This is a genomic window from Hyalangium sp. (assembly GCF_045802625.1).
In the GTDB taxonomy this organism is placed as follows: Bacteria; Myxococcota; Myxococcia; order Myxococcales; family Myxococcaceae; genus Hyalangium.
Genome location: NZ_JBJMQP010000071.1, coordinates 53,770 through 72,548, shown reverse-complemented (window position 1 = coordinate 72,548; position 18,779 = coordinate 53,770). Strand labels below are relative to the sequence as shown.

Here is an 18,779-nt window from a genome sequence, read left to right as displayed (position 1 = left end):
CCGTCCCATCGCTACGGTGCAGGGATGGCCTCGATCCGCGGAGCGCGCCCATGAACGTCTTCGTCCAGCTGGGGACCGCGCTCGTGGGCCTGGGGCTCGCGGTGACGCTCCTGGTGCTCAACTACTGGCGCGCTCTCCTCTACCTCTTCCCCGCCCGTGTCCGCGTGGAGCCCGACGCGCCCGGCGACCGGATGGACCTGCCCTCGGAGCTGGAGCCCACCGCCGGACAGCTCCAGGCCCTGGGCTTCCTCCCGCTCGGCAGCCACGAGGAGAAGCCACTGTTCCGGCGCGCCAGCTTCTCTTACGACTACGCGCACCCGGGCGAGCGCGTCTTCGCCACGCTCCATTTGGGCCCCAACGGCACCCCGCGCCTCTACTTCCTCACACCCCTGGCGCCCGAGGGCTTCGTCATCACCGCGGGCTATAAGCGCCCGGCGCTCGACATTCCTGGCCGCTACCGCTCCGGCGGGCTGGAGGATGTGCCGCCCGAGCGCCTCTTCCGCGCCCACCTCAAGCGCCTGGAGGGTGTGACTCCCACAGGGGACTTCACCTGGGAAGGCCGAGTGGAGGCCGGGCGTTCCTGGTACCGGGGGCTCGGGCAGAAGGAGCTCCGCCGGCAGAACCTGCCTGGGTTGTTGTGGACAGTCGCCGCCCTGGCCATCGTCGCCAGCGCTTTCCTGGGCGGGCGTGCCCGTTGAAGGCGCCGCGAGGTCACGTTAAGGAGCCAAGGTCCTTGGCCCCGGAGCCGCATTCGCCATGAAGAGCGTTTCGAAGAACGAAGAGATCTATTTCCTGTCCGGTAAGCGCACCCCGTTCGGCACCTATGGAGGCAGCCTGAAGGACGTGAGCGCCACGGACCTGGCCGTCGAGTCAGCGAAGGCGGCGCTCGCCCAGGCGAAGGTGTCTCCCGAGCAGATCCAGCACGTGGTGTACGGCAACGTCGTGCAGACGAGCGCGGACGCCATCTACCTGCCGCGCCACGTGGGGCTGCGCACGGGCGTGCCGGTGCCGGTGCCGGCGCTGGGCGTCAACCGGCTGTGCGGCTCGGGCTTCCAGGCCTTCGTCACCGCCGCGGAGATGATGCTCACCGATCAGGCCTCGTGCGTGCTGGCCGGCGGCACCGAGTCCATGAGCCAGGCGCCTCACGTCATCCGCGGCGCGCGCTGGGGCATCCCGCTGGGCAAGGGCGGCCTGGAGGACATGCTGTGGAGCGCCCTCACGGACAGCTACACCGGCCTGGGCATGGCGCTCACGGCCGAGCAGCTCGCGGTGGACTACCAGCTCTCCCAGGAGGTGGTGGACGAGTACTCGGTGCTCACGCAGAAGCGCTTCGCCGCCGCGCAGGAGGCTGGCCGGCTCCAGGAGGAGCTCTCCCCCGTCACCGTGAAGGGGAAGAAGGGCGACACGGTGGTCGCCAAGGACGAGCACAACCGCCCGGACACCACCGTGGAGGGCCTGCGCAAGCTGCCCAAGTCCTTCAAGAAGGACGGCGTGGTGCACGCGGGCGCCGCCAGCGGCATCTGCGACGGCGCCGGCTCCATGGTGATGGCCACCCGCTCCTTCGTGGACAAGCAGGGCCTGAAGCCCCTGGCGCGGCTGATCAACTGGGGCATCTCCGGGTGCGATCCAAAGGTGATGGGCATTGGCCCCGCGCCGGCCATCCGCCGGCTGCTCGAGCGCGCCGAGTGCAAGCTGGGCGACGTGGAGCTGTTCGAGGTGAACGAGGCCTTCGCGCCCCAGTACCTGGCGGTGGAGAAGGAGCTGGGGCTGCCACGCGAGCGGACGAACGTCAACGGCGGAGCGATCGCCGTGGGCCACCCGCTCGGCGCCTCGGGGGCGCGGATCACCATGAGCCTGATCTACGAACTGAAGCGCCGGGGGGCTCGCTATGGTATCGGTTCGGCGTGCATCGGCGGCGGCCAGGGCATCGCGGTGCTGGTCGAGGCGCTCTGAGCAACAGACTTCCAATCGGGACGTGAGATGAGCAACGAGGTGGATGCGAAGACGGCCCGCGAGCGGGCCAAGCAGATCGCCGAGCAGCGCCGGGCGGAGCGCCGCAACCGCAAGCGCAAGTGTGTGCTGTGTGGGGTGGAGGAGAGCGACAAGGCGCCCCTGGGGCCTCACCCGGACGGCATCGGCCCCTCGTGCAAGGACGAGATGGCCTGCCAGCAGCGCAAGGCGGCCGCGGCTCGCTGAAGCCGGAAAATCCGCCCCGTTTCTTGCCGCAGGGGTAGAGTCGGGGTAAACGTGCGGAATCTCTGGTTTTAGACGAGGGTCGGAATGGGTCTTATCAGCTTCACGGGCGTCAAGGTGTTCTCGACCACGCTCGCGCGAGATCGCGAGAACATGGGTGAGAACATCACCAAGTGGCTCAAGGAGAACCCCAACGTGGAGGTGGTGGACAAGGTGGTGACCCAGTCCTCCGACAAGGAGTTCCACTGCCTCACCATCACGCTCTTCTACAAGTTCAGGAGCTGAGCGGCTCGCCCGCCTGACGGGCAGCCGACATTCGAAGGGCGCTCTCCCGAGGTAGGGGAGGGGCGCCCTTCTTCATTTGGAGCGACCACTGGATGACGAAGTGGTTGCGAAGTGGCCCGGCTTCCACCACCTTTGGACGGCTCGGCGTTCGAGCGTGAAGGAGCAGGGATGCGACCGATGCGCAGAAGGGGCGGTGGAGGGCTTGGGATTCCGGGGTTGGAGTCCATGGCGGCCAAGCTCGCGCTCGGGATGGTGGCCGTCTCCGTGCTGTTCCTGCTGACGCGCAACGGGCTGGGCGTGCTGCTGCTGCTGCTGCCCGGCACCCTGGGCGGCTTGCTCTGGCAGCCGTTCACCTACGGCTTCATCGAGGCGGGCGCCACCGGCATCCTCTTCAGCGCGATCATCATCTGGTCCAGCGGGGGCTGGCTGGAGGGGGTGTGGGGCCCGAGGCGGCTGCTGCTGGTGACGGTGGGGACCACGGCGCTGGCGGGGTTCCTCACCTCGCTGCTGGCGCTGGTGTTCCCGGTGGTGGGCATGTTCCCCCATACGGGCGGCTCGGTGATGGCGAGCATCCTCTGGGTGGCGTACGGGCTCACCATTGGACGGGGGCAGACCAACTTCTGGGGCATCCCCCTGTCGGGCAATGCGTTCGCGGGAATCGGCGCGGGCTTCGTGGCGCTGTGGGTGCTCACCGCCAACGGTGGCCCGTTCGCGGGGCTGCTGCAGCAGCTGCCGGACGTGCTCGGGTTGCTGCTGATCTTCGGCTACGTGAAGGGCCGGAGCCCGCGCGGGCTGTGGCTGCACTTCCAGCACTGGCGGCTGCAGCGGCAGCTGCGCAACCGCTCGCGCAACCTGCACGTCGTCTCCGAGGAGCGCCCGAACGATCGGTTCCTCAACTGAGGTGCCGGGCCGTGGGGCCGAGGCCGCTCGGGCTCAGTTGGGCGCCTCGGGGTGCCCGTAGTGCTTGAGCTTGCGGTAGAGCGTGGCCAGGCCGATGTCGAGCTGCTCGGCGGTGCGTGAGCGGTTGCCGCCGTTGCTCGCCAGCACCGCGAGGATGTACTCGCGCTCCATGTCCTCCAGCGTCCGCGGCGAGCTGCCCGGCAGGAAGCTGGGCGGCGCCGCGCGGACCTCCTCGGGCAGATCCTCCCGCTCCACGCGCGAGCCCTCGCACAGCGCCACCGCGCGCTCGATGGCGTTGCCCAGCTCGCGCACGTTGCCCGGCCACGCGTAGCGCAGCAGCTGATCCGCCGCGTCCGGAGAGAAGGACAGCACCCGGCGCCCGAGCCGCTCGGTGGCCTCGATCAGCAGCAGGCGCGCCAGCGGGAGGATGTCCTCCCGGCGCTCGCGAAGCGGAGGCACCTTCAGCTCGATCACCCGCAGCCGGTAGTAGAGATCCTGCCGGAAGCGCCCGGCGTTCACCTCCTCCAGCAGGTGGCGGTTGGTGGCCGCCACCACCCGCACGTCCACCTTGCGGCTCTGGTTCTCCCCCACGCGCCGGACCTCTTTCTCCTGCAGCGCGCGCAGCAGCTTGGCCTGCATGGCGGGGGGCACCTCGCCCACCTCGTCCAGGAAGAGGGTGCCGCCGCTGGCCGCCTCGAACAGGCCCGGCCGATCATGCGTGGCGCCGGTGAAGGCGCCCTTGGCGTGGCCGAACAGCTCGCTCTCCAGGAGGCTCTCGGTGACGGCCGCGCAGTTGACGGCCACGAAGGCCTTGGGCGCCCGGCCGGACTCGTCGTGGATGAGGCGGGCGATGCGCTCCTTGCCTACGCCGCTCTCTCCCGTAATGAGCACGGTGGAGTCCACCTTCGCCGCGCGGCGGGCCAGCCCCAGCACCCGCTTCATCTCCTGGGTGCGCGTCACCATGCCGGACGGATCCTCCGTGTCCCCCGTCACCCGCGCCAGCGTGCGCCGCTTCTGCCGCAGCTTCTGCTCGGCCTGCTTGAGCGCCTCCGTCACCTGCGCCAGCGCGCCCTCCATGCACTGTGTCTCGAAGAAGCGCAGCTCCTGCACGCAGTCCGGTCCCCACTCCTCGGCCGGCTTGCCGACGATCTGGCACACCGCGTCTCCCTTCCCCACGCAGCGCGTCTCCAGGCAGTAGATGGACTTGCCGTGGCAGTAGCTCATGTACCCGCTGGCCAGCCCCGTGAGGCTCCAGCACACCGGCTGATCCGCCCGCCCCAGGTGCAGCAGGTGCTGCTCGGCCTCGTAGGACTCGCGCCACAGCGCCTCGGCGAACGGCGGCGGGCCCTCCTCGGGCCGGTGCTCCACGGGCTCGAAGAGCACCTGCCCCTGGAGGGTATGCAGCTTGCCGCCCGCTCGGCGCCAGGCCTGCTCGTCAGGCCAGGGGAAGGCCGTCTTCATCGCCTCGGCCATGCGCCAGCCCTGGGCGAAGCCCAGCCGCGTGAGGATGCCTCGGGCCGCCGTCATCCCCAGCGTGGTGATCAGCTCCTTGCGCAGCAGCCCCAGCGCCACCGCGTCCATCAGCAGCGCCCGCTGCCCGGCGAAGTGGATGAGCCCACCTCCCGGCTCGAAGCTCAGCAACTCCCGCAGATCCAGCTCCAACGTGCCCGCCATGGCGCCGCTCCTTCCAGAACGAGGGACATGACTATCAATTTGAGAGCCCCGCGCCACTCAAAGGAGTGCCCTCCCCGCGATTTCAAGCACTTGGAGTGTCTGGGCGCTTGGTACGGGTGTTGCTAAACAAGCGAGGGTGGCGGGAAGGGGACTCGACAGACGGGAGGGACTCGGGCATCTGGGGTCCCCCGCGGCTGGGCGAGTCCCCCCGCGCCGCGCCATTGAACCGCAGTTTTGGAGGAAGTCATGAAGACGCTGATGAAGTCCGCCCTGGCCATTGCCGCCCTGTCCGTGCCGTCGCTCGCGATGGCGGCCTCGTACGAGATTGACGCGCCCCACAGCAACGCGGGGTTCGCTGTGAAGCACATGATGGTGTCGAACGTGCGTGGCTCGTTCAGCAAGATGACCGGCACGCTGGACCTGGACGACAAGGACATCACCAAGTCCACCGTGGCGGTGACCATCGACACGACCACCATCGACACGGGCGTGGCGGCGCGTGACACGCACCTGAAGAGCAAGGACTTCTTCGACGTGGAGAAGTTCCCGACCATCACCTTCAAGTCGAAGAAGGTGGAGAAGGCGGGCGAGGGCCAGCTCAAGGTCACGGGCGACCTGACCATGCACGGCGTCACCAAGGAAGTCGTCCTGGACGTCGAGGGTCCCTCCAAGGAGGCCAAGGATCCGCAGGGCAAGATCCGCATTGGCGCCACGGCGACCACCACCCTCCACCGCAAGGACTTCGGGCTGACCTATAACGCGGCCCTGGAGACGGGCGGCGTGGCGGTGGGCGATGATGTGAAGGTGACGCTCGACCTCGAGGCCGTGAAGAAGGCCGCCACTCCGGCCAACACCACCGCCAAGGACGCCAAGTAGTCCCGGTCCGCTTACTGAATCAGAGCACCCGAGGGGCCTCGTTCACCGAGGCCCCTCTTTTTTCGTGCGGGCAACGGACGGGGAGGGCGCTCAGCCCTCGGCCACGGCCTGGACGCTGGTGCGGTAGACGAAGATCCGCGCGGTGTTGGTGCGGCTGTCGGCCGGGATGAGGAAGAAGCCCTGGCCGCCTTCCTTGAAGTCCCGCGAGAAGCCCGCCACCTGCCGCCCGTCGTTGAAGGTGACGCGGATCTTCTGGCCATCGGCCTGCGGCTGGCGCGCGCCGGCGGGGAGCATGAAGAAGATGGCCTTCACCCGCTTGCCGGGGATGCGCTCCGGGGTGAAGCCGGTCTGCTGCTCCAGCGCGATGACTTCATCCAGCAGATCCACGTCGCGGATGATGCCTCGCTTCACCTGGCCTTCCACGGTGTGGATGATGACGCGGTGCTCGCCCTCCACGAAGCAGGAGCGCGGGCCCGTGTCGGCGGGCGCCAGCGGAACGCCCCGCGGATCAAAGAGCGGGGCCTCCTCGATGGCGACCGCGGCGTCGGCCTGAACCGCGGCGCGGGGAGGCGGGGGCGGCATGGCCACGGGAGCCATGGCCGCGACGGACGCACGCGCAGGCGCGGACGGAGGCGGGCGCACCGGCGGCGCGGCCGGGGGCAGCGGGACCGCGGCGCTCATGGCCTGCATGCTCGCGGCGGAGGGGCGGGCCACTCCCGGCGTGGGCAGAGGGACGGCCATGGAGGGCGCCACCGGGATGCTCGGGAGCGACGCCGCACGGGCTGCCGGAGGAGGCGGAGGAGGCACCATCGCCCTGGCGTGGGTCGCGGGGGCCGGAGCCATGCGCGCCGCGGCGGGCGCGGGAGGAGGCATCGGCACGGCGATGGGCGCCCGCGCGTGGGCAGGCGGGGGCGGCATGGCCACCGCGGCCGCGGGCCTGAAAGGCGGCACCGGGATCGCGGGGGGCGGAGGGGCAGCCTCCTCCGTGAATTCGATCTCGGCCTCTTCGGCGACTTCGGCCACGTCGGTGACTTCAGCCACCTCGGCGACTTCGGCGACTTCGGCGATTTCGGCGACTTCGGCCACCTCCATGACGGGCAGTTCCTCGCTGGCCGCGGCGGGCGGCGGCGGAGGCGCGTCGTCGAAGGTGACGTCGATGCTTGGCTCGGAGGCGGCTTCCATCGCGGGCGGCGGCGGAGGCGCGTCGTCGAAGGTGACGTCGATGCTCGGCTCGGAGGCGGCTTGCGCTACGGGAGGCGGAGGCGGGCTGCCGCCGAGGTCCGGCTCGGGCTCGGAGAGGTTCTGCATCGGCGCGCCGAAGGCCGCGAGGTCCGCCGGATACTGCTGCACCGGGTGGTTGGCGGCCCCCAAGTCGTCCATCGGCGCATCGAAGGGGCTGGGGCCCGCGGGCCACTGCTCGCGAGGAGCGTACTCGTTCTCTTGCTCGGCGGAGAGCTTGGAGATCTCCGTGGTCGCGCCGAACTGATCACGCTGGGGCGGATCCTTGACCCACTCGGGCTCGGGCTCTGCCCACTCGGCGCGCTCGGGCTGCTGCGGCGGCGGGGGAGGCTCGGTGGTGGGTTGGGCGGACCACCCCTGCTCGGGCTCCGCGTCCACCTCCACGGGCGTCGCTTCCCAGCCAGGCGTGGGGGCCGGGGGAGGCTCGGGCTGCCAGCTCGTCCCCTCGGAGGGAGCGGCGGACCACTCGGTCTGGGCCGTGGGCTCGGGCTGCGCGGTCCAGGGCTGAGCTGGCTCCTCGGGTGTGGCCTCGAGGACCGGCTGATCCTCCTGCGCTGACGCGTTCCACTCGGGCGTCGTGCTCGGCTCGGGCGTGGCGCTCCACTCGGAGGGCGACGCGGGGGCAGCAGGCTCGGCCCAGGGGTTCTCCGGTGCGGGCGGAGTTTCCCACTCGGAGTTGGTCTCCGGGGTGGGGGCAGCCGTCCGCGAGGTCTCCAGCCACTCGGGCTGGGCGCTCGTGGAGGAGGCGGTCCACTCAGAGGCCACCGCGGCCTCGCTGCTGGAGGCCTCCAGGCTGCTGGGGCTCGTCTCGATGGGGGCTTCGGAGCTGGCCCAGTCCGGCGAGGTGTCACGCGCGGCCATGGGCTCCGGAGCCGCTTGCGAGGCCTCTCCGGTGCTCCAGCTGTCCGCGGCCACGGCGGAGGACTCCGCCGGCTGCATCTCGACGGAGGCCTCGGTGAGTTCGATGACGTCGCTGCTGGCCTCTTGTGCGGGCTCGGCGGAGAGCTCGATGGAGCGGTCCGACTCCCACGCGGAGCTCGCGGTCAGTCCCGGCACGAAGTCCGCATTGGTCGCGAGAGGAACGGCCTCCTCCGGGTTGCCGGAGAGATCGACGTCTTCGACAGCAGAGGCGGTGGCGGACTGGACCGCGGGCTCCTGCGAGTCAGAGGTCCCAGGTTCCCAGGCCGGCATCGTGTCGCTGGCCGGAGCGGTGGGCTCCGCGGACTCGACGGCGTCCTCGGTGAGCTCGATGGTGTCCGCCTGGAGATCCGGCGCGACCTGCACCGGGCGCAGCTCCAGCGAGGGATGCGCGAGGTGGGCCTCCAGGGCCGGTGTCGCGGGCTCGGGCTCGACCTCGGCGCCGAGCTCGGCCACGTCGAAGGTAGGGGCCTCCTGCGAGACGGGCGCCTCGGCGGGAGCGGCCGAGACGGGCTCGGGAGCAGGAGCGGGAGGCGGAGCCACCTCGGCGCTGATCTCCATCTCGAACTCGGAGACCTCGAGCGTGGGCTGCTCGGCGCTGGCGAGGGCCTCCGGTTGGGCGGGGGGCGTCTCGATGGGCGCTGCTTCGAGGACGGGAGTGGAGTCGGGGCTCGCGGCCTCGACGGACGGGGTGGGCTCGGGCGCCGCGGGGGCGGGAGCCGCCTCGATCATGTCCTCGGAGGTGAGGGAGATCTCCGGCTCGGCCTGGGAGACGGCCTCGGCGGGGAGAGGCTCGGCTTCGAACGTCGGCGGGGGCGCGGAGCTCACGGGCTCCGGTGCCGCGGTGTCCGTGGAGAGCGGTGCGGCGCTCCAGCCGTCATTGTCGAACGGGGAGGGCTCCGCATGGAGCACAGGCTCGCTCGCGAGAGCCGCGGGCTCAGGAGCCGGGAACGACGGAGCGGCCGGAGGCTCCGGCTGCACGTCGTCCAGGGACAGCTCCTCGACGGGCTCGGCGATGAGTGGCTGGGGCTCCGGCTGGGGTTCCGGTTGGGGCTGAGGCTCAGGCTCGGCCTGAAGCTCGGGCTGAGGAGCGGCCTCCTCGGTGGCGATCTCGGCGAAGGACGTCTCCAGCACGACCTCGGAAGAGGCGGGCTGAGGAGCGGCCTCCTCGGGAGCCGGCTGCGCGGCCACGGGAGCCACGGGCTCAGGCTCGGGCTCGGGTTCCGCATCGATCAGCGAGACATCGTCCGCGCCGAGCTCGATGGGCTCCGCGGAGTCATCTGCCGAGGCCCCGGCCACCTCGCTGTCGGAGAGCGGCTGGGTCTCGTAGGCGGCGGCCACGGGCTCGGTGTGGGTCTGGAGGCTCTCCGGGGCAAAGGCCGGCGCGGGCTGCGCTGTGGGAGCCTGCGCGCTGTCCACGTCCGCGCTCTCCACATCCGTCACCTCGTCGGCGGACACCTCGAGGACATCATCCGCCTCGGCTTGCGGCAGGGCGTCCTGCGCGGGCTCGGCCTGGAAAGGAGCCGGAGCTGGCGCGGGGGTGGACTCGGGCGTGCTCCAGGACGAGGAGCCACTCAGCGAGCCGAAGTCGTCCTCTTCCGCGGCCTGCGGAGCGGCCTCGGGCTCGGGAGCGGGAATGGGAGCGGGCTGCTCATAGGAGTTCTCTGCCGCGGTGGGCCAGGCCTCCGCCGGAGCCTGCTGCTCCGGGTAGTACGGCTGCGCGTAGCCACCGGCGTCGCCCGGGTTGGGGTCCGCTGGGTACGGCTGCTGGCCCTGGGTGGCGTAGCCCTGGGCCGCGTACCCCTGGGCGGAATAGTCGGGGTTGGGGTTGGCGTAGCCCTGGCTCGCGTCGTACCCCTGCGCCTGATTCGGATCGTAGCCCTGCTGCGGATAGGCGCCGTAGGCCTGGTTGGGATCGTACCCCTGCGCCTGATTCGGATCGTAGCCTTGCTGCGGATAAGCGCCGTAGGCTTGGTTCGGATCGTATCCGCCCTGGGCATACGCCTGATTCGGATCATCGCCCTGCTGCGGATAGCCAGCGGGGTAGGCGTACCACTGGCCGTCCTGGCCGTAATAGCCCTGAGGCTGCTGCGGATAGCCCGGGGCGGGAGCGGCGTACCACTGCCCATCCGCGCCGTAGTAGCCCTGAGGCTGGGGCTGCTGCGGATAGCCGGCGGGGTAGGCGTACCACTGCCCATCCGCGCCGTAATAGCCCTGGGGTTGCTCCTGCTGAGGATAGGCCTCGGCCGCAGGCGTCTCCTGGACGGGCGCGTCCTGGACTCCCAGGAGTCCACGCAGCTCGTTCCAGCGAGCCTCCTCTACTGGGGACAGGCTCCCCATCTTTCGCTTCTCGTCGAGGAAGCGAAACTCTCTCATCGCCGCGCGCGTGTCGGACATCCGTCCACCTTGCTACGGGGGGGTAAGGCGTAGGCGGGGCGAGGTTCCCGCCATAACGCCTGAAGCGCAAATTTGGAGGCGAGAGTGTAGGAGAGTCTCGGCAGCCGGTAAACGGACCAGAATGGCTCGATCGCCCGCTACCTGTGGGAGAGGGTCGCTTTGACCTCTTCCTCCAGCTTGGCCACATCCATGCCGTAGTTGGACTGGAGCGCCCCCTCGAAGGGGACACCCTGTCCCACCTCGCGGATGAGGGCGAGCAGGCGGGGGGCCCCTCCCTGGTGCATCAGCTCGCGGACGGCGACGGCGGAGGTGGCGTAGGCCAGGGCGGGATCGGCGGTCTGGATGAGCATGCCCTGGGCCATGCCGCTGAGGCTGGGGAGCCTGCCGCCTCGGGCGGCGGCGCGCAGCTCGTTGGCCATGGTGACGGGCGGGCCGTCTCCGCCCAGGTAGCGCCACTCCACATACTCGGCCAGGCCCTCGTTGAGCCAGGTGGGGAGCTGGTTCCGGCCGCCGCAGAAGTCGTCCACCGCGGAGTGGACGTACTCGTGCACCAGGGTGGCCTTGGTCTGCTGGGTCAGCTCGGCGGCATCGTTGATGCGCATGGCCCCGTCCGAGTACAGGCCGGCCACGGTGCGCGCCATGGAGGCGCCCTGGTGGGTGCGGAACTCCTCGCGGGTGTAGAGGATGACGTCCACGGGGGACTCGCGCGCCTCGCCGAGGATGCCGCGGGTGAACTCGTAGGCCTCCTCGAGCGTGGCGACGACCTTGCCCTCGTACTCGGCGCGCTGGCCGAAGTCGCGGTTGTTGTTGAAGTACTTCATCACGAAGCGCTTGTTGGCGCGGGTGCGCATGCCGTCGGCGCTCACGCCGGACTCGTAGGAGAGGCTGGTGGCGCGGGTGTCTCCCTCGTCATGGGCGACGGCGGGCCTGCTCTTCCCGCCGGAGGGGGAGTCCTCGCCGTTCATGCGCCGCTCGATGGTCTCGGCCTGCGCGCGGGCCTGGTTGTCCTCGGCGGAGAGGCTCTTGGCCTTCTGGAGCAGCTTCCTGGCCTCGGCGGCCTGGGGAGAGCGGGGCGGCACCTTGCCGAGCGCCTCGGCGGCGCCCACGCCATCCTTGTCCCCCAGCAGCAGCTTGCCCAGCTCCAGGCCGAAGGCGCCCTCCTTGGGGTAGTTGGCCAGGCCCTTGCGCAGGGCCTCCTCGGCGGCGCCGCGTTGATCCGTGGCGAGCGCCGCGCGGGCCAGGCAGCGCAGGTTGCCGGCGGACTCCTGGAAGGCCGCGGAGCGCTCGCCGAGCGAGTACGCCATCACCGCGTCACTGGCCACCAGCGCCTCGCAGCCCTTGAGGAGGGGCTCGGCGATGGCCTTGCGCTCGGGGTCCGGATAGCCCTTGGGGTCCGCGGCGGAGTAGGCGAGGTACAGCTCCTCCCACGCCTTGGCCTTGGCGAGCTGCTGGGCTTTCTGCGCCGGAGGCGCGGCGGTGAGGAGGAGCGCGAGGAGGAGGGAATTCATGGGGGCCCAGTATGGCCGAGCCCCCAGGTGGCGTTGAAGAGCCCCCGGCTACGTCTCCTCCGCCACCTGCCAGCCCTGGCGGCTCAGGGCGCCGATGATCTCCTGGATGTGCGGGCGGCCGGTGGTCTCCAGCGTCACCTCGACCATGACCTCGCCCAGGCCGGCCTTGGAGAAGGCGCGGTTGTGGTGGATCTCCACGATGTTGGCGCGCTGCTCGGCGATCTGCGACGTGAGCCCCGCGAGCATGCCGGGCCGGTCCGGCAGCCGCACCTCCAGGCGCACCAGGCGGCCAGCCTTCACCAGGCCCCGCTCGATGATGCGGCTGATGACGTTCATGTCGATGTTGCCGCCGCCCAGCAGCACCACGGTCTTCTTGTCGTTGGCCTGGGGGATGTGGTTGTTGATCAACGCGGCGATGCCCACCGCGCCGGCGCCCTCCACCACGCTCTTCTCCTGCTCCAGCATGACGAGGATGGCGTTGGCGATCTCCTCCTCGTCCACGGTGACGACGTCATCCACGTACTTGTGCACCATGGAGTAGGTGAGCTCGCCGGGCCGCCGCACCGCGATGCCATCCGCGATGGTGGCTCCCGGGGGCAGCTCCACCACATGTTGCGCCTTCAGGGACTCCTTCATGCTGCAGAGCACCTCCGTCTGCACGCCCACCACCTGGATGCGCGGGTTGGTCTCCTTGAGCGCGCAGGCGATGCCGGAGATCAGCCCTCCGCCGCCGATGGGCACCACCACCATGTCCATGAAGGGCGTCTGCTCGAGCAGCTCCAGCCCGATGGTGCCCTGCCCGGCGATGACCTGCGCGTCATCGAAGGGGTGGACGAAGACCAGGTTCTGCGCCTTCTGGATGTTGACGGCCTCGGCGTAGGCCTCGTCGAAGTTGGCGCCCTTGAGGACGACGTGGGCGCCGTAGTCATCGCGGGTGCGCGAGACTTTGATCAGCGGGGTGCGCTCGGGCATGACGATGGTGGCCTTCACGCCCAGCTTGCGCGCGTGGTAGGCGAGCCCCTGCGCGTGGTTGCCCGCCGAGGCGGCGATGACGCCGCGCGCCTTCTCCTCGTCCGTCAGCGTGAGCAGCTTGTTGAGCGCGCCGCGCTCCTTGAAGGCCCCCGTGTGCTGGAGGTTCTCCATCTTGAACCACACGGCGGCGCAGCCGGTGCGCTCGGTGAAGTAGTCCGAGGCGGGGCAGGGGGTGGGACGGATGGCGCCGCGGATGCGCTCTCGCGCGGCGAGGATGTCCTGGAGTTTCACCATGTCGCGGCCCCATAGCGGATGCGGGGCGGGCGCGAAAGGGGCAGGGAGTGTGGGCTTGCTGTTAGAGGTGCAAGGAGGGGAGCGGATGCGGCGAACCTCGGGGCCTCACTCAATCCTTGGTTTCGAGGCACCCTCCTGGGGCTTCTCAATGGGGACGCCCGCATCTGGAGAGGGTGGCGGGCTGCGCTCAGCCCGGATGTGCACCCGCGCGACGTTCTTGACGTCGAGAGCGTGGTACTCAATCTCCGCTTCGAAGCACTGCGGGTTTGGTTGATGGGTGGCGTGCTCGGCGAAGAGAAAGATGCGTATCTCCTTCCCGTACCAGAAACCGGGCTTCAGGATCAGGATGTCCTCTTCACGGGGGGCACGCGCGTACACATCCATGATGACGTAGGGGAGGGCTTCACCTGTATCGCACTTCACAACGGAGTCTACCGTCAGGTCGCCGCTCTCAATGAGGCGCCTGTCAATGCGGAGTTCAGTCCCGACAGGGCTGATCAGGAGACGGCCATGAAGGTCCTCCCCGTCAAATGAGATGTCCTGCATCTCCAACTTGGCTCGCGAGAAAGCGCCATCGACAGTCCGCGTGGCCTCTTTTGTGCTGCTTGAGTCCGTTGAGGCGGGGGAAAAGAAAGGCAAGCCTCTGCATCCCACGAGCATCAGAAGCAGCGTGGATATGAGAAGACGCGGGCTCAGTTGCACGGCAAATTCCCGTCGTCACCGGGCACGCCGAATCCCTGGTTATGGTGCCAGCCGCATGAATGCGCCAACTCGTGAACCATGGCTTTGGCGCGGCACTCCCTCGAAGAGGGCACCTCGCACCAATTGATCTCTTTCCATGGGCTGGCGCATGAAACGGGGACGTCGTCGAACCGTGCGACATAACCCATCGCGACGATGCCTTCGCTGCTCTTGTCTTTGCAGTTCTTTTGTATCTCCGGGCTGCTGCAGTTGATCTTGATGCCCGCGCACTGCATCTCCACGCATTTTTTGAGGCAGTCACTCGTGATCACCTGGGCGGCTGCTTGGCATTCCTCCACGGTGGGCACCTCGCTGCAGGTGGAACTCATCGGTGTTCCGGGATGAACACAACTGCCCCAGAGGCACAGCCCCATGACCAGGACGAGTGCATGACCGGAGCTTACGGCTGCGCTGCTTGGGGGCGTTCTCCGCATGGAATTCGAAAAACTCCTATCGCGCCTCCAGTGGCGTGCCATTGGTGGCGCTGGCTCAGATGCCGCGCATCACCGTGGCCTTGCCCACCCGGCCGATGGCGAGGATGAAGGCCGCCGTGCGCAGCGGCACCTTGCGCGAGCGCGCCAGCTGCGTCACCCGCTCGTAGGACTCCTTGATGGTGCGCTCCAGCTCCGCGTTGACGCGGTCCTCCTCCCACGACATGTGCTGGAGGTTCTGCACCCACTCGAAGTAGCTGACGGTGACGCCGCCCACGCTGGCCAGGATGTCCGGCACCACCAGGGTGCCGCGCTTCTCCAGCAGCTCATCCGCCTCCGGAGTCGTCGGGCCGTTGGCGCCCTCGATGACGAGCCGCGCCCGCACGGCGTTGGAGTTCTCCTTCGTAATCACGTGCCCAAGCGCCGCGGGGATGAGCACCTCGCAGTCCGCCGCCAGCACGTCCTCGTTGGAGCAGGCCTGGCCGCCGGTGTAGCCCGTCACGGTGCCGGTGCGCTGCACGTGCTCGAAGAGGTTGGGGATGTCCAGCCCCTGCGGGTTGCGCACGCCGCCGAGCACGTCCGACACCGCCACCACCACCGCCCCGTCCTCCCAGAGCAGCCGGGCGATGTGGCTGCCCACGTTGCCAAAGCCCTGGATAGCGAAGCGCGTGCCCTTCATGGGCAGGTGCACGTCCCGGAGGATCTCCCGGCAGACGTAGAGCAGCCCGCGGCCGGTGGCGGCCTCGCGGCCCTTGGAGCCGTAGAGATCCAGCGGCTTGCCCGTCACCACCGCCGGCGAGTGCCCGTGGTAGCGCGAGTACTGATCCATGATCCACGCCATCACCTGGGGGTTGGTGTTGACGTCCGGAGCGAGGATGTCCCGCGTGGGGCCAATCACGTCCTGCACCTGATCCACGTACTTGCGGGTGAGGCGCTCCAGCTCCTTGAGGCTGAGCTGGGTGGGATCGCACGTAATGCCGCCCTTGGCGCCGCCGTAGGGCAGGTTGGCCACCGCCGTCTTCCACGTCATCAGCGAGGCCAGGGCCGCGCACTCGCTCTGGTCCAGCTTGGGGTGGAAGCGCAGGCCGCCCTTCATGGGCCCGCGGCTGTTGTCGTGCTGGATGCGGTAGCCGGTGAAGGTGCGGATCTCCCCGGAGTCCATCTCGATGGAGACCTGCACCTTCACTTCGCGCAGGGGCGTGGCCAGCAGCGTCTCGATGGGCGTGCCGACGTCCATGATGCGGGCGGCCTTGCGGAAGTAGTAGTTGGTCTCCTCGACGGCATTCATGCGCGAGACCTTACCAGATGGGGTGAGCTACCATAGGAAACGGAATGCGCCCCGGCCCGCCGCACGCCCCAGACACCAGCGGACACCTGCAGGGGCTCGCGCGCCGCATCCGGGCGCTGCGCGAGCGCCGAGGGTTGACTCAGGAGGACTTCGCCGCCCGCTGCGGAATCTCCGTGAGCTTCGCCTCGCTGCTGGAGCGCGGGGAGCGCAGCCCCAGCTACGAGACGCTGCTCCAGGTGGCCGCGGCGCTCGGCCTGCCGCCCTCCGAGCTGTTCCGGCTGGAGGAGGACGACGACACCGGCGCGGATCGGCTGGTGCACTTCATCCGCGAGCGCCAGCTCTCGCGCGAGGACGTGGACCGGCTCCTGTCGGTGGCGGAGCTGATGTTCGCCGAGGGCGCGGGGCGCCGGGAGGACAAGGCGCTGGACCCGGCCCGCTGCGCCGAGCCCGGCTGCGGCCGGCCCGTGCTGGCCCGAGGCCTGTGCGTGGCCCACTACCACCGGGCCCGCCGGGCCAAGAGCGCCTCTCCGTAGGGGAGAGAGACGGGGCGAGGGCTCTCGCGGCCCCGTCCTCACTGCCCACGCATCCGTCATGGCCTCGGAGGGCTACCGGCGCTTGGCCTTCTCGATCTTCAGGGCCTTCTCGCCGTGCTGCTTGCCGTTGAGGGTCTCGAAGGCGGCGACATCCTCGTCAGCGACGAAGATATAGGCGTACGTGGGCCGCAGCTCGACCCGGGCCACCTTGCCCGCGGGTGCGCCGAGGCCCTCGAGCGCGGCGGTGACGCCCGCCTCATCGAGCCCCTCGGACTTGCCCAGGCCCACCCACATGCGAGTCTGCCCCGGCACCTCGGGCGGCTCCTCGCGGCGCTCGCGGCGACGGTCCTCGCGGGCGCCTCGGGGCCGGTGGCGCTCGATCCGCAGGGGCTTCTCGCCGAAGGGCTTGCCGAGCAGGGCCTCGAAGGCCGGAGCGTCCGCCTCGGCGACATAGGCGTAGCCGTAGGTGGGGCGCAGCAGGGCCTTGATCACCTTGCTCTGGGGAGCCCCCAGGGCCTCCAGGGCCGCGATGAACTTCGCCTCGTCCAGCCCGTCATCCATGCCCAGGTTGGTCCAGAGCTTCACCTCACCGGGGCCCGCATCGGGCGAGGGCGGGGGACGAGGCCTGTCCTCGGTGCGCTCGCTGCGCGGCTTGCTCTTCTCCACCCGGATCGTCTTGGTGCCGTGCTGCTTGCCGTTGAGGGCCTCGAAGGGCGCCACGTCCTCCTCGGCCACGAAGACGTAGCCGAAGGTGGGGCGCAGCTCGGCGCGCAGCACCTTGCCCACGGGCGCGCCGGCATCCTCCAGCGCGGTGGCCACGCTGCCCGGCCCGAGCCCATCCGCCGTCCCCAGGTTCACCCACAGCTTGGCCTCGCCCGCGCCCGCCTCCATGGCGGGAGGAGGAGCGCCTCGGCGGGGCTCGTCCCGGCGGGGCGGACGGGGCTGACGCTCGCCGTGCTCGGTGCGCGGCGGGCGCTCCTTGTCGCGGTCGCGGTCACGCTCCCGGCGCTCGCCCCGCTCACCCCGCTCCTTGCGGCCCTCGCGGCCTTCACGCCCCTCGCGGCCTTCGCGGCCTTCACGCCCCTCGCGGCGGCCCTCGGGCTTGCGCTCCGGTGCCGGCCTCTCGGTCTCCTGCGCGGCCTGGGCCTTCTCCATGCGCAGGTGGCTGAAGAAGTACTTGAGCAGGAAGGCGATCAGGTCATCCGCGTCCGGGCGCTGCTTGAGCTGGGTGGCCAGCGGCAGGAAGCCCTCGAACACCGTGCCCCCGGCCCCGTCGCGGATCTCCCGCAGGTGGCGCTCGGTCCACAGGTGCATCGCCTCTTCGGGTGCGGGCATCTCGCGCTTCTCGAACTTGATGCCGTACTTCTTCTCCAGCACGGTGTAGGTGGCCAGCTCGCGGCCGGAGAAGAGGTTGATGGCGGTGCCCTTGTTGCCGATGCGGCCGGTGCGGCCCACCCGGTGCAGGTACACGGCCGGGTCCTCGGGCAGCGAGTAGTTGATCACGTACTCCAGCCCGGAGATGTCGATGCCGCGCGCGGCGATGTCCGTGGCCACCATGAAGGCCACCTCGCCGCGCTTCACCTTGCCCATCACCCGCTCGCGCTCCTTCTGCGGCAGGTCCCCGTTGAGCAGGTCCGCGTCGAAGCCGTTGCGGTTGAGCACCGCCGTCACCAGCGAGGTGTCATCCCGCGTGTTGCAGAAGATGATGGCGTTCTGCGGCTCTTCCTTCTCCAGGATGTAGATGAGGTTGCGCGGCTTGGGGAAGGCGTCCGACACGTCGTAGCGGATGTGGTGGATGTGCTCCACCGTGAACACGTCGCCGGACAGCAGCAGCGTCTCCGCGTTCGTCGTGTACCGGGCGATGAGGTTCTGGATGTCCGTGGGCACCGTGGCGCTGAACAGCAGCACCTGCCGGTTCTTCGGGAGCCGGTCGAGGATGCGGGTGACTTCCTCGTAGAAGCCCTGGTTGAGCATCTCGTCGGCCTCGTCCAGCACCACGTGGTCGCAGCCCTCGAGCTTGAGGTTGCCGCGGTTGATGTGGTCGAACACGCGCCCCGGCGTCCCGACGATGATGGGGGTGCCCTCCTCGAGCGCGTCCTCCTGCTGCTTCATGGAGGCGCCGCCGTAGATGGCCGCCACCTTGACGCCCTTGTGCTTGCCCAGCTCGCGCAGCTCGTCGGCCACCTGGAGCGCCAGCTCGCGCGTGGGGCAGAGGATGAGGGCGCGCACCCGCTTGTCGTCCGCGGGGATCTTCTCCAGCAGGGGGAGGCCGAAGGCGGCCGTCTTGCCGGTGCCGGTCTTGCTCCGGACGATCAGATCCCTCCCCTCCATGGCGGGCTGGAACGCCTTGGCCTGGACGGGGGTGGGGTTGGTGTAGCCGCGCTCGGCGATGGCCCGGCGAATTGGCTCCGAGAGGTTCATGTCCTCGAAGCTGATGTCCGCGACGTACTCCGCGGGACGGCTTGGCGTCTCTGACTCAGGGGGGCTCGAAGCGGGATTCGGTTCTTGAGGAATGTCGCTCATCAAGCAG

At 69.7% G+C, this 18,779-nt stretch carries 15 protein-coding genes; 7 read left to right on the top strand and 8 right to left on the bottom strand.

Annotated elements, in window-relative coordinates; all coding sequences use genetic code 11:
* Positions 1-50: 50 nt before the first annotated feature.
* From ACJ8AT_RS14470 to ACJ8AT_RS14450, 5 genes are all read left to right on the top strand, one after another.
* A complete protein-coding gene (locus ACJ8AT_RS14470) occupies positions 51-698 on the top strand; it encodes a hypothetical protein (protein WP_407738307.1) in 648 nt (215 codons plus the stop codon).
* 58 nt (positions 699-756) lie between these two features.
* Entirely contained in the window at positions 757-1,953 is a 1,197-nt protein-coding gene (locus ACJ8AT_RS14465) for an acetyl-CoA C-acetyltransferase (protein WP_407738306.1), read from the top strand.
* A gap of 27 nt (positions 1,954-1,980) precedes the next feature.
* A complete protein-coding gene (locus tag ACJ8AT_RS14460; RefSeq protein ID WP_407738305.1) occupies positions 1,981-2,196 on the top strand; it encodes a hypothetical protein in 216 nt (71 codons plus the stop codon).
* Between the two features lie 84 nt (positions 2,197-2,280).
* Positions 2,281-2,478, top strand: a complete 198-nt coding sequence (locus ACJ8AT_RS14455) for a hypothetical protein (RefSeq protein WP_407738304.1) — start codon at positions 2,281-2,283, stop codon at positions 2,476-2,478.
* Positions 2,479-2,703: 225 nt separating this feature from the next.
* Positions 2,704-3,378, top strand: a complete 675-nt coding sequence (locus ACJ8AT_RS14450; protein WP_407738303.1) for a DUF1751 domain-containing protein — start codon at positions 2,704-2,706, stop codon at positions 3,376-3,378.
* A 33-nt stretch (positions 3,379-3,411) separates the two neighbouring features.
* Here the strand turns inward: ACJ8AT_RS14450 and ACJ8AT_RS14445 are convergent, their stop codons facing one another.
* Entirely contained in the window at positions 3,412-5,052 is a 1,641-nt protein-coding gene (locus tag ACJ8AT_RS14445; protein WP_407738302.1) for a sigma 54-interacting transcriptional regulator, read from the bottom strand.
* Positions 5,053-5,298: 246 nt separating this feature from the next.
* On the opposite strand from ACJ8AT_RS14445, the gene ACJ8AT_RS14440 reads away from it, so the two are divergent.
* A complete protein-coding gene (locus ACJ8AT_RS14440; RefSeq protein ID WP_407738301.1) occupies positions 5,299-5,928 on the top strand; it encodes a YceI family protein in 630 nt (209 codons plus the stop codon).
* Between the two features lie 90 nt (positions 5,929-6,018).
* Here ACJ8AT_RS14440 and ACJ8AT_RS14435 read toward each other — a convergent pair whose 3' ends face one another.
* The 6 genes from ACJ8AT_RS14435 to ACJ8AT_RS14410 all read right to left on the bottom strand — a co-directional run bounded on the left by ACJ8AT_RS14435 (position 6,019) and on the right by ACJ8AT_RS14410 (position 15,716).
* Positions 6,019-10,482 (bottom strand): DUF6982 domain-containing protein, encoded by a 4,464-nt coding sequence (locus tag ACJ8AT_RS14435; protein ID WP_407738300.1) that lies wholly within the window; start codon positions 10,480-10,482, stop codon positions 6,019-6,021.
* Positions 10,483-10,619: 137 nt separating this feature from the next.
* Positions 10,620-11,990, bottom strand: coding sequence for a peptidase MA family metallohydrolase (locus ACJ8AT_RS14430; protein ID WP_407738299.1), 1,371 nt, complete (start codon positions 11,988-11,990; stop codon positions 10,620-10,622).
* A 48-nt stretch (positions 11,991-12,038) separates the two neighbouring features.
* On the bottom strand, positions 12,039-13,256 hold the full coding sequence (locus ACJ8AT_RS14425) for a threonine ammonia-lyase (RefSeq protein WP_407738298.1): 1,218 nt from the start codon (positions 13,254-13,256) through the stop codon (positions 12,039-12,041).
* A 105-nt stretch (positions 13,257-13,361) separates the two neighbouring features.
* Complete coding sequence (locus tag ACJ8AT_RS14420; protein ID WP_407738297.1) at positions 13,362-13,808, bottom strand: hypothetical protein; 447 nt, start codon at positions 13,806-13,808, stop codon at positions 13,362-13,364.
* A gap of 140 nt (positions 13,809-13,948) precedes the next feature.
* Positions 13,949-14,326 carry a hypothetical protein gene (locus ACJ8AT_RS14415; protein WP_407738296.1) on the bottom strand — a complete coding sequence of 126 codons (378 nt, stop codon included), beginning with the start codon at positions 14,324-14,326 and terminating at the stop codon, positions 13,949-13,951.
* A gap of 160 nt (positions 14,327-14,486) precedes the next feature.
* Positions 14,487-15,716, bottom strand: a complete 1,230-nt coding sequence (locus ACJ8AT_RS14410; RefSeq protein WP_407738295.1) for a Glu/Leu/Phe/Val family dehydrogenase — start codon at positions 15,714-15,716, stop codon at positions 14,487-14,489.
* A 44-nt stretch (positions 15,717-15,760) separates the two neighbouring features.
* On the opposite strand from ACJ8AT_RS14410, the gene ACJ8AT_RS14405 reads away from it, so the two are divergent.
* Positions 15,761-16,249: a helix-turn-helix domain-containing protein gene (locus tag ACJ8AT_RS14405; protein WP_407738294.1), complete on the top strand. Its 489-nt coding sequence runs from the start codon at positions 15,761-15,763 to the stop codon at positions 16,247-16,249.
* A gap of 72 nt (positions 16,250-16,321) precedes the next feature.
* On the opposite strand, the gene ACJ8AT_RS14400 is transcribed toward ACJ8AT_RS14405, so the two are convergent.
* Positions 16,322-18,772 (bottom strand): DEAD/DEAH box helicase, encoded by a 2,451-nt coding sequence (locus ACJ8AT_RS14400; RefSeq protein WP_407738293.1) that lies wholly within the window; start codon positions 18,770-18,772, stop codon positions 16,322-16,324.
* Positions 18,773-18,779: the final 7 nt, after the last annotated feature.

What these genes read in the sequence shown, in the direction of transcription:
- ACJ8AT_RS14455 (WP_407738304.1), top strand. Translation starts at nt 2,281, where the DNA reads ATGGGTCTTATCAGCTTCACGGGCGTCAAGGTGTTCTCGACCACGCTC.
- ACJ8AT_RS14430 (WP_407738299.1), bottom strand. Translation starts at nt 11,990, where the DNA reads ATGAATTCCCTCCTCCTCGCGCTCCTCCTCACCGCCGCGCCTCCGGCG.
- ACJ8AT_RS14465 (WP_407738306.1), top strand. Translation starts at nt 757, where the DNA reads ATGAAGAGCGTTTCGAAGAACGAAGAGATCTATTTCCTGTCCGGTAAG.
- ACJ8AT_RS14440 (WP_407738301.1), top strand. Translation starts at nt 5,299, where the DNA reads ATGAAGACGCTGATGAAGTCCGCCCTGGCCATTGCCGCCCTGTCCGTG.
- ACJ8AT_RS14425 (WP_407738298.1), bottom strand. Translation starts at nt 13,256, where the DNA reads ATGGTGAAACTCCAGGACATCCTCGCCGCGCGAGAGCGCATCCGCGGC.
- ACJ8AT_RS14405 (WP_407738294.1), top strand. Translation starts at nt 15,761, where the DNA reads ATGCGCCCCGGCCCGCCGCACGCCCCAGACACCAGCGGACACCTGCAG.
- ACJ8AT_RS14470 (WP_407738307.1), top strand. Translation starts at nt 51, where the DNA reads ATGAACGTCTTCGTCCAGCTGGGGACCGCGCTCGTGGGCCTGGGGCTC.
- ACJ8AT_RS14460 (WP_407738305.1), top strand. Translation starts at nt 1,981, where the DNA reads ATGAGCAACGAGGTGGATGCGAAGACGGCCCGCGAGCGGGCCAAGCAG.
- ACJ8AT_RS14445 (WP_407738302.1), bottom strand. Translation starts at nt 5,052, where the DNA reads ATGGCGGGCACGTTGGAGCTGGATCTGCGGGAGTTGCTGAGCTTCGAG.
- ACJ8AT_RS14400 (WP_407738293.1), bottom strand. Translation starts at nt 18,772, where the DNA reads ATGAGCGACATTCCTCAAGAACCGAATCCCGCTTCGAGCCCCCCTGAG.
- ACJ8AT_RS14450 (WP_407738303.1), top strand. Translation starts at nt 2,704, where the DNA reads ATGGCGGCCAAGCTCGCGCTCGGGATGGTGGCCGTCTCCGTGCTGTTC.
- ACJ8AT_RS14415 (WP_407738296.1), bottom strand. Translation starts at nt 14,326, where the DNA reads ATGAGTTCCACCTGCAGCGAGGTGCCCACCGTGGAGGAATGCCAAGCA.
- ACJ8AT_RS14410 (WP_407738295.1), bottom strand. Translation starts at nt 15,716, where the DNA reads ATGAATGCCGTCGAGGAGACCAACTACTACTTCCGCAAGGCCGCCCGC.
- ACJ8AT_RS14435 (WP_407738300.1), bottom strand. Translation starts at nt 10,482, where the DNA reads ATGTCCGACACGCGCGCGGCGATGAGAGAGTTTCGCTTCCTCGACGAG.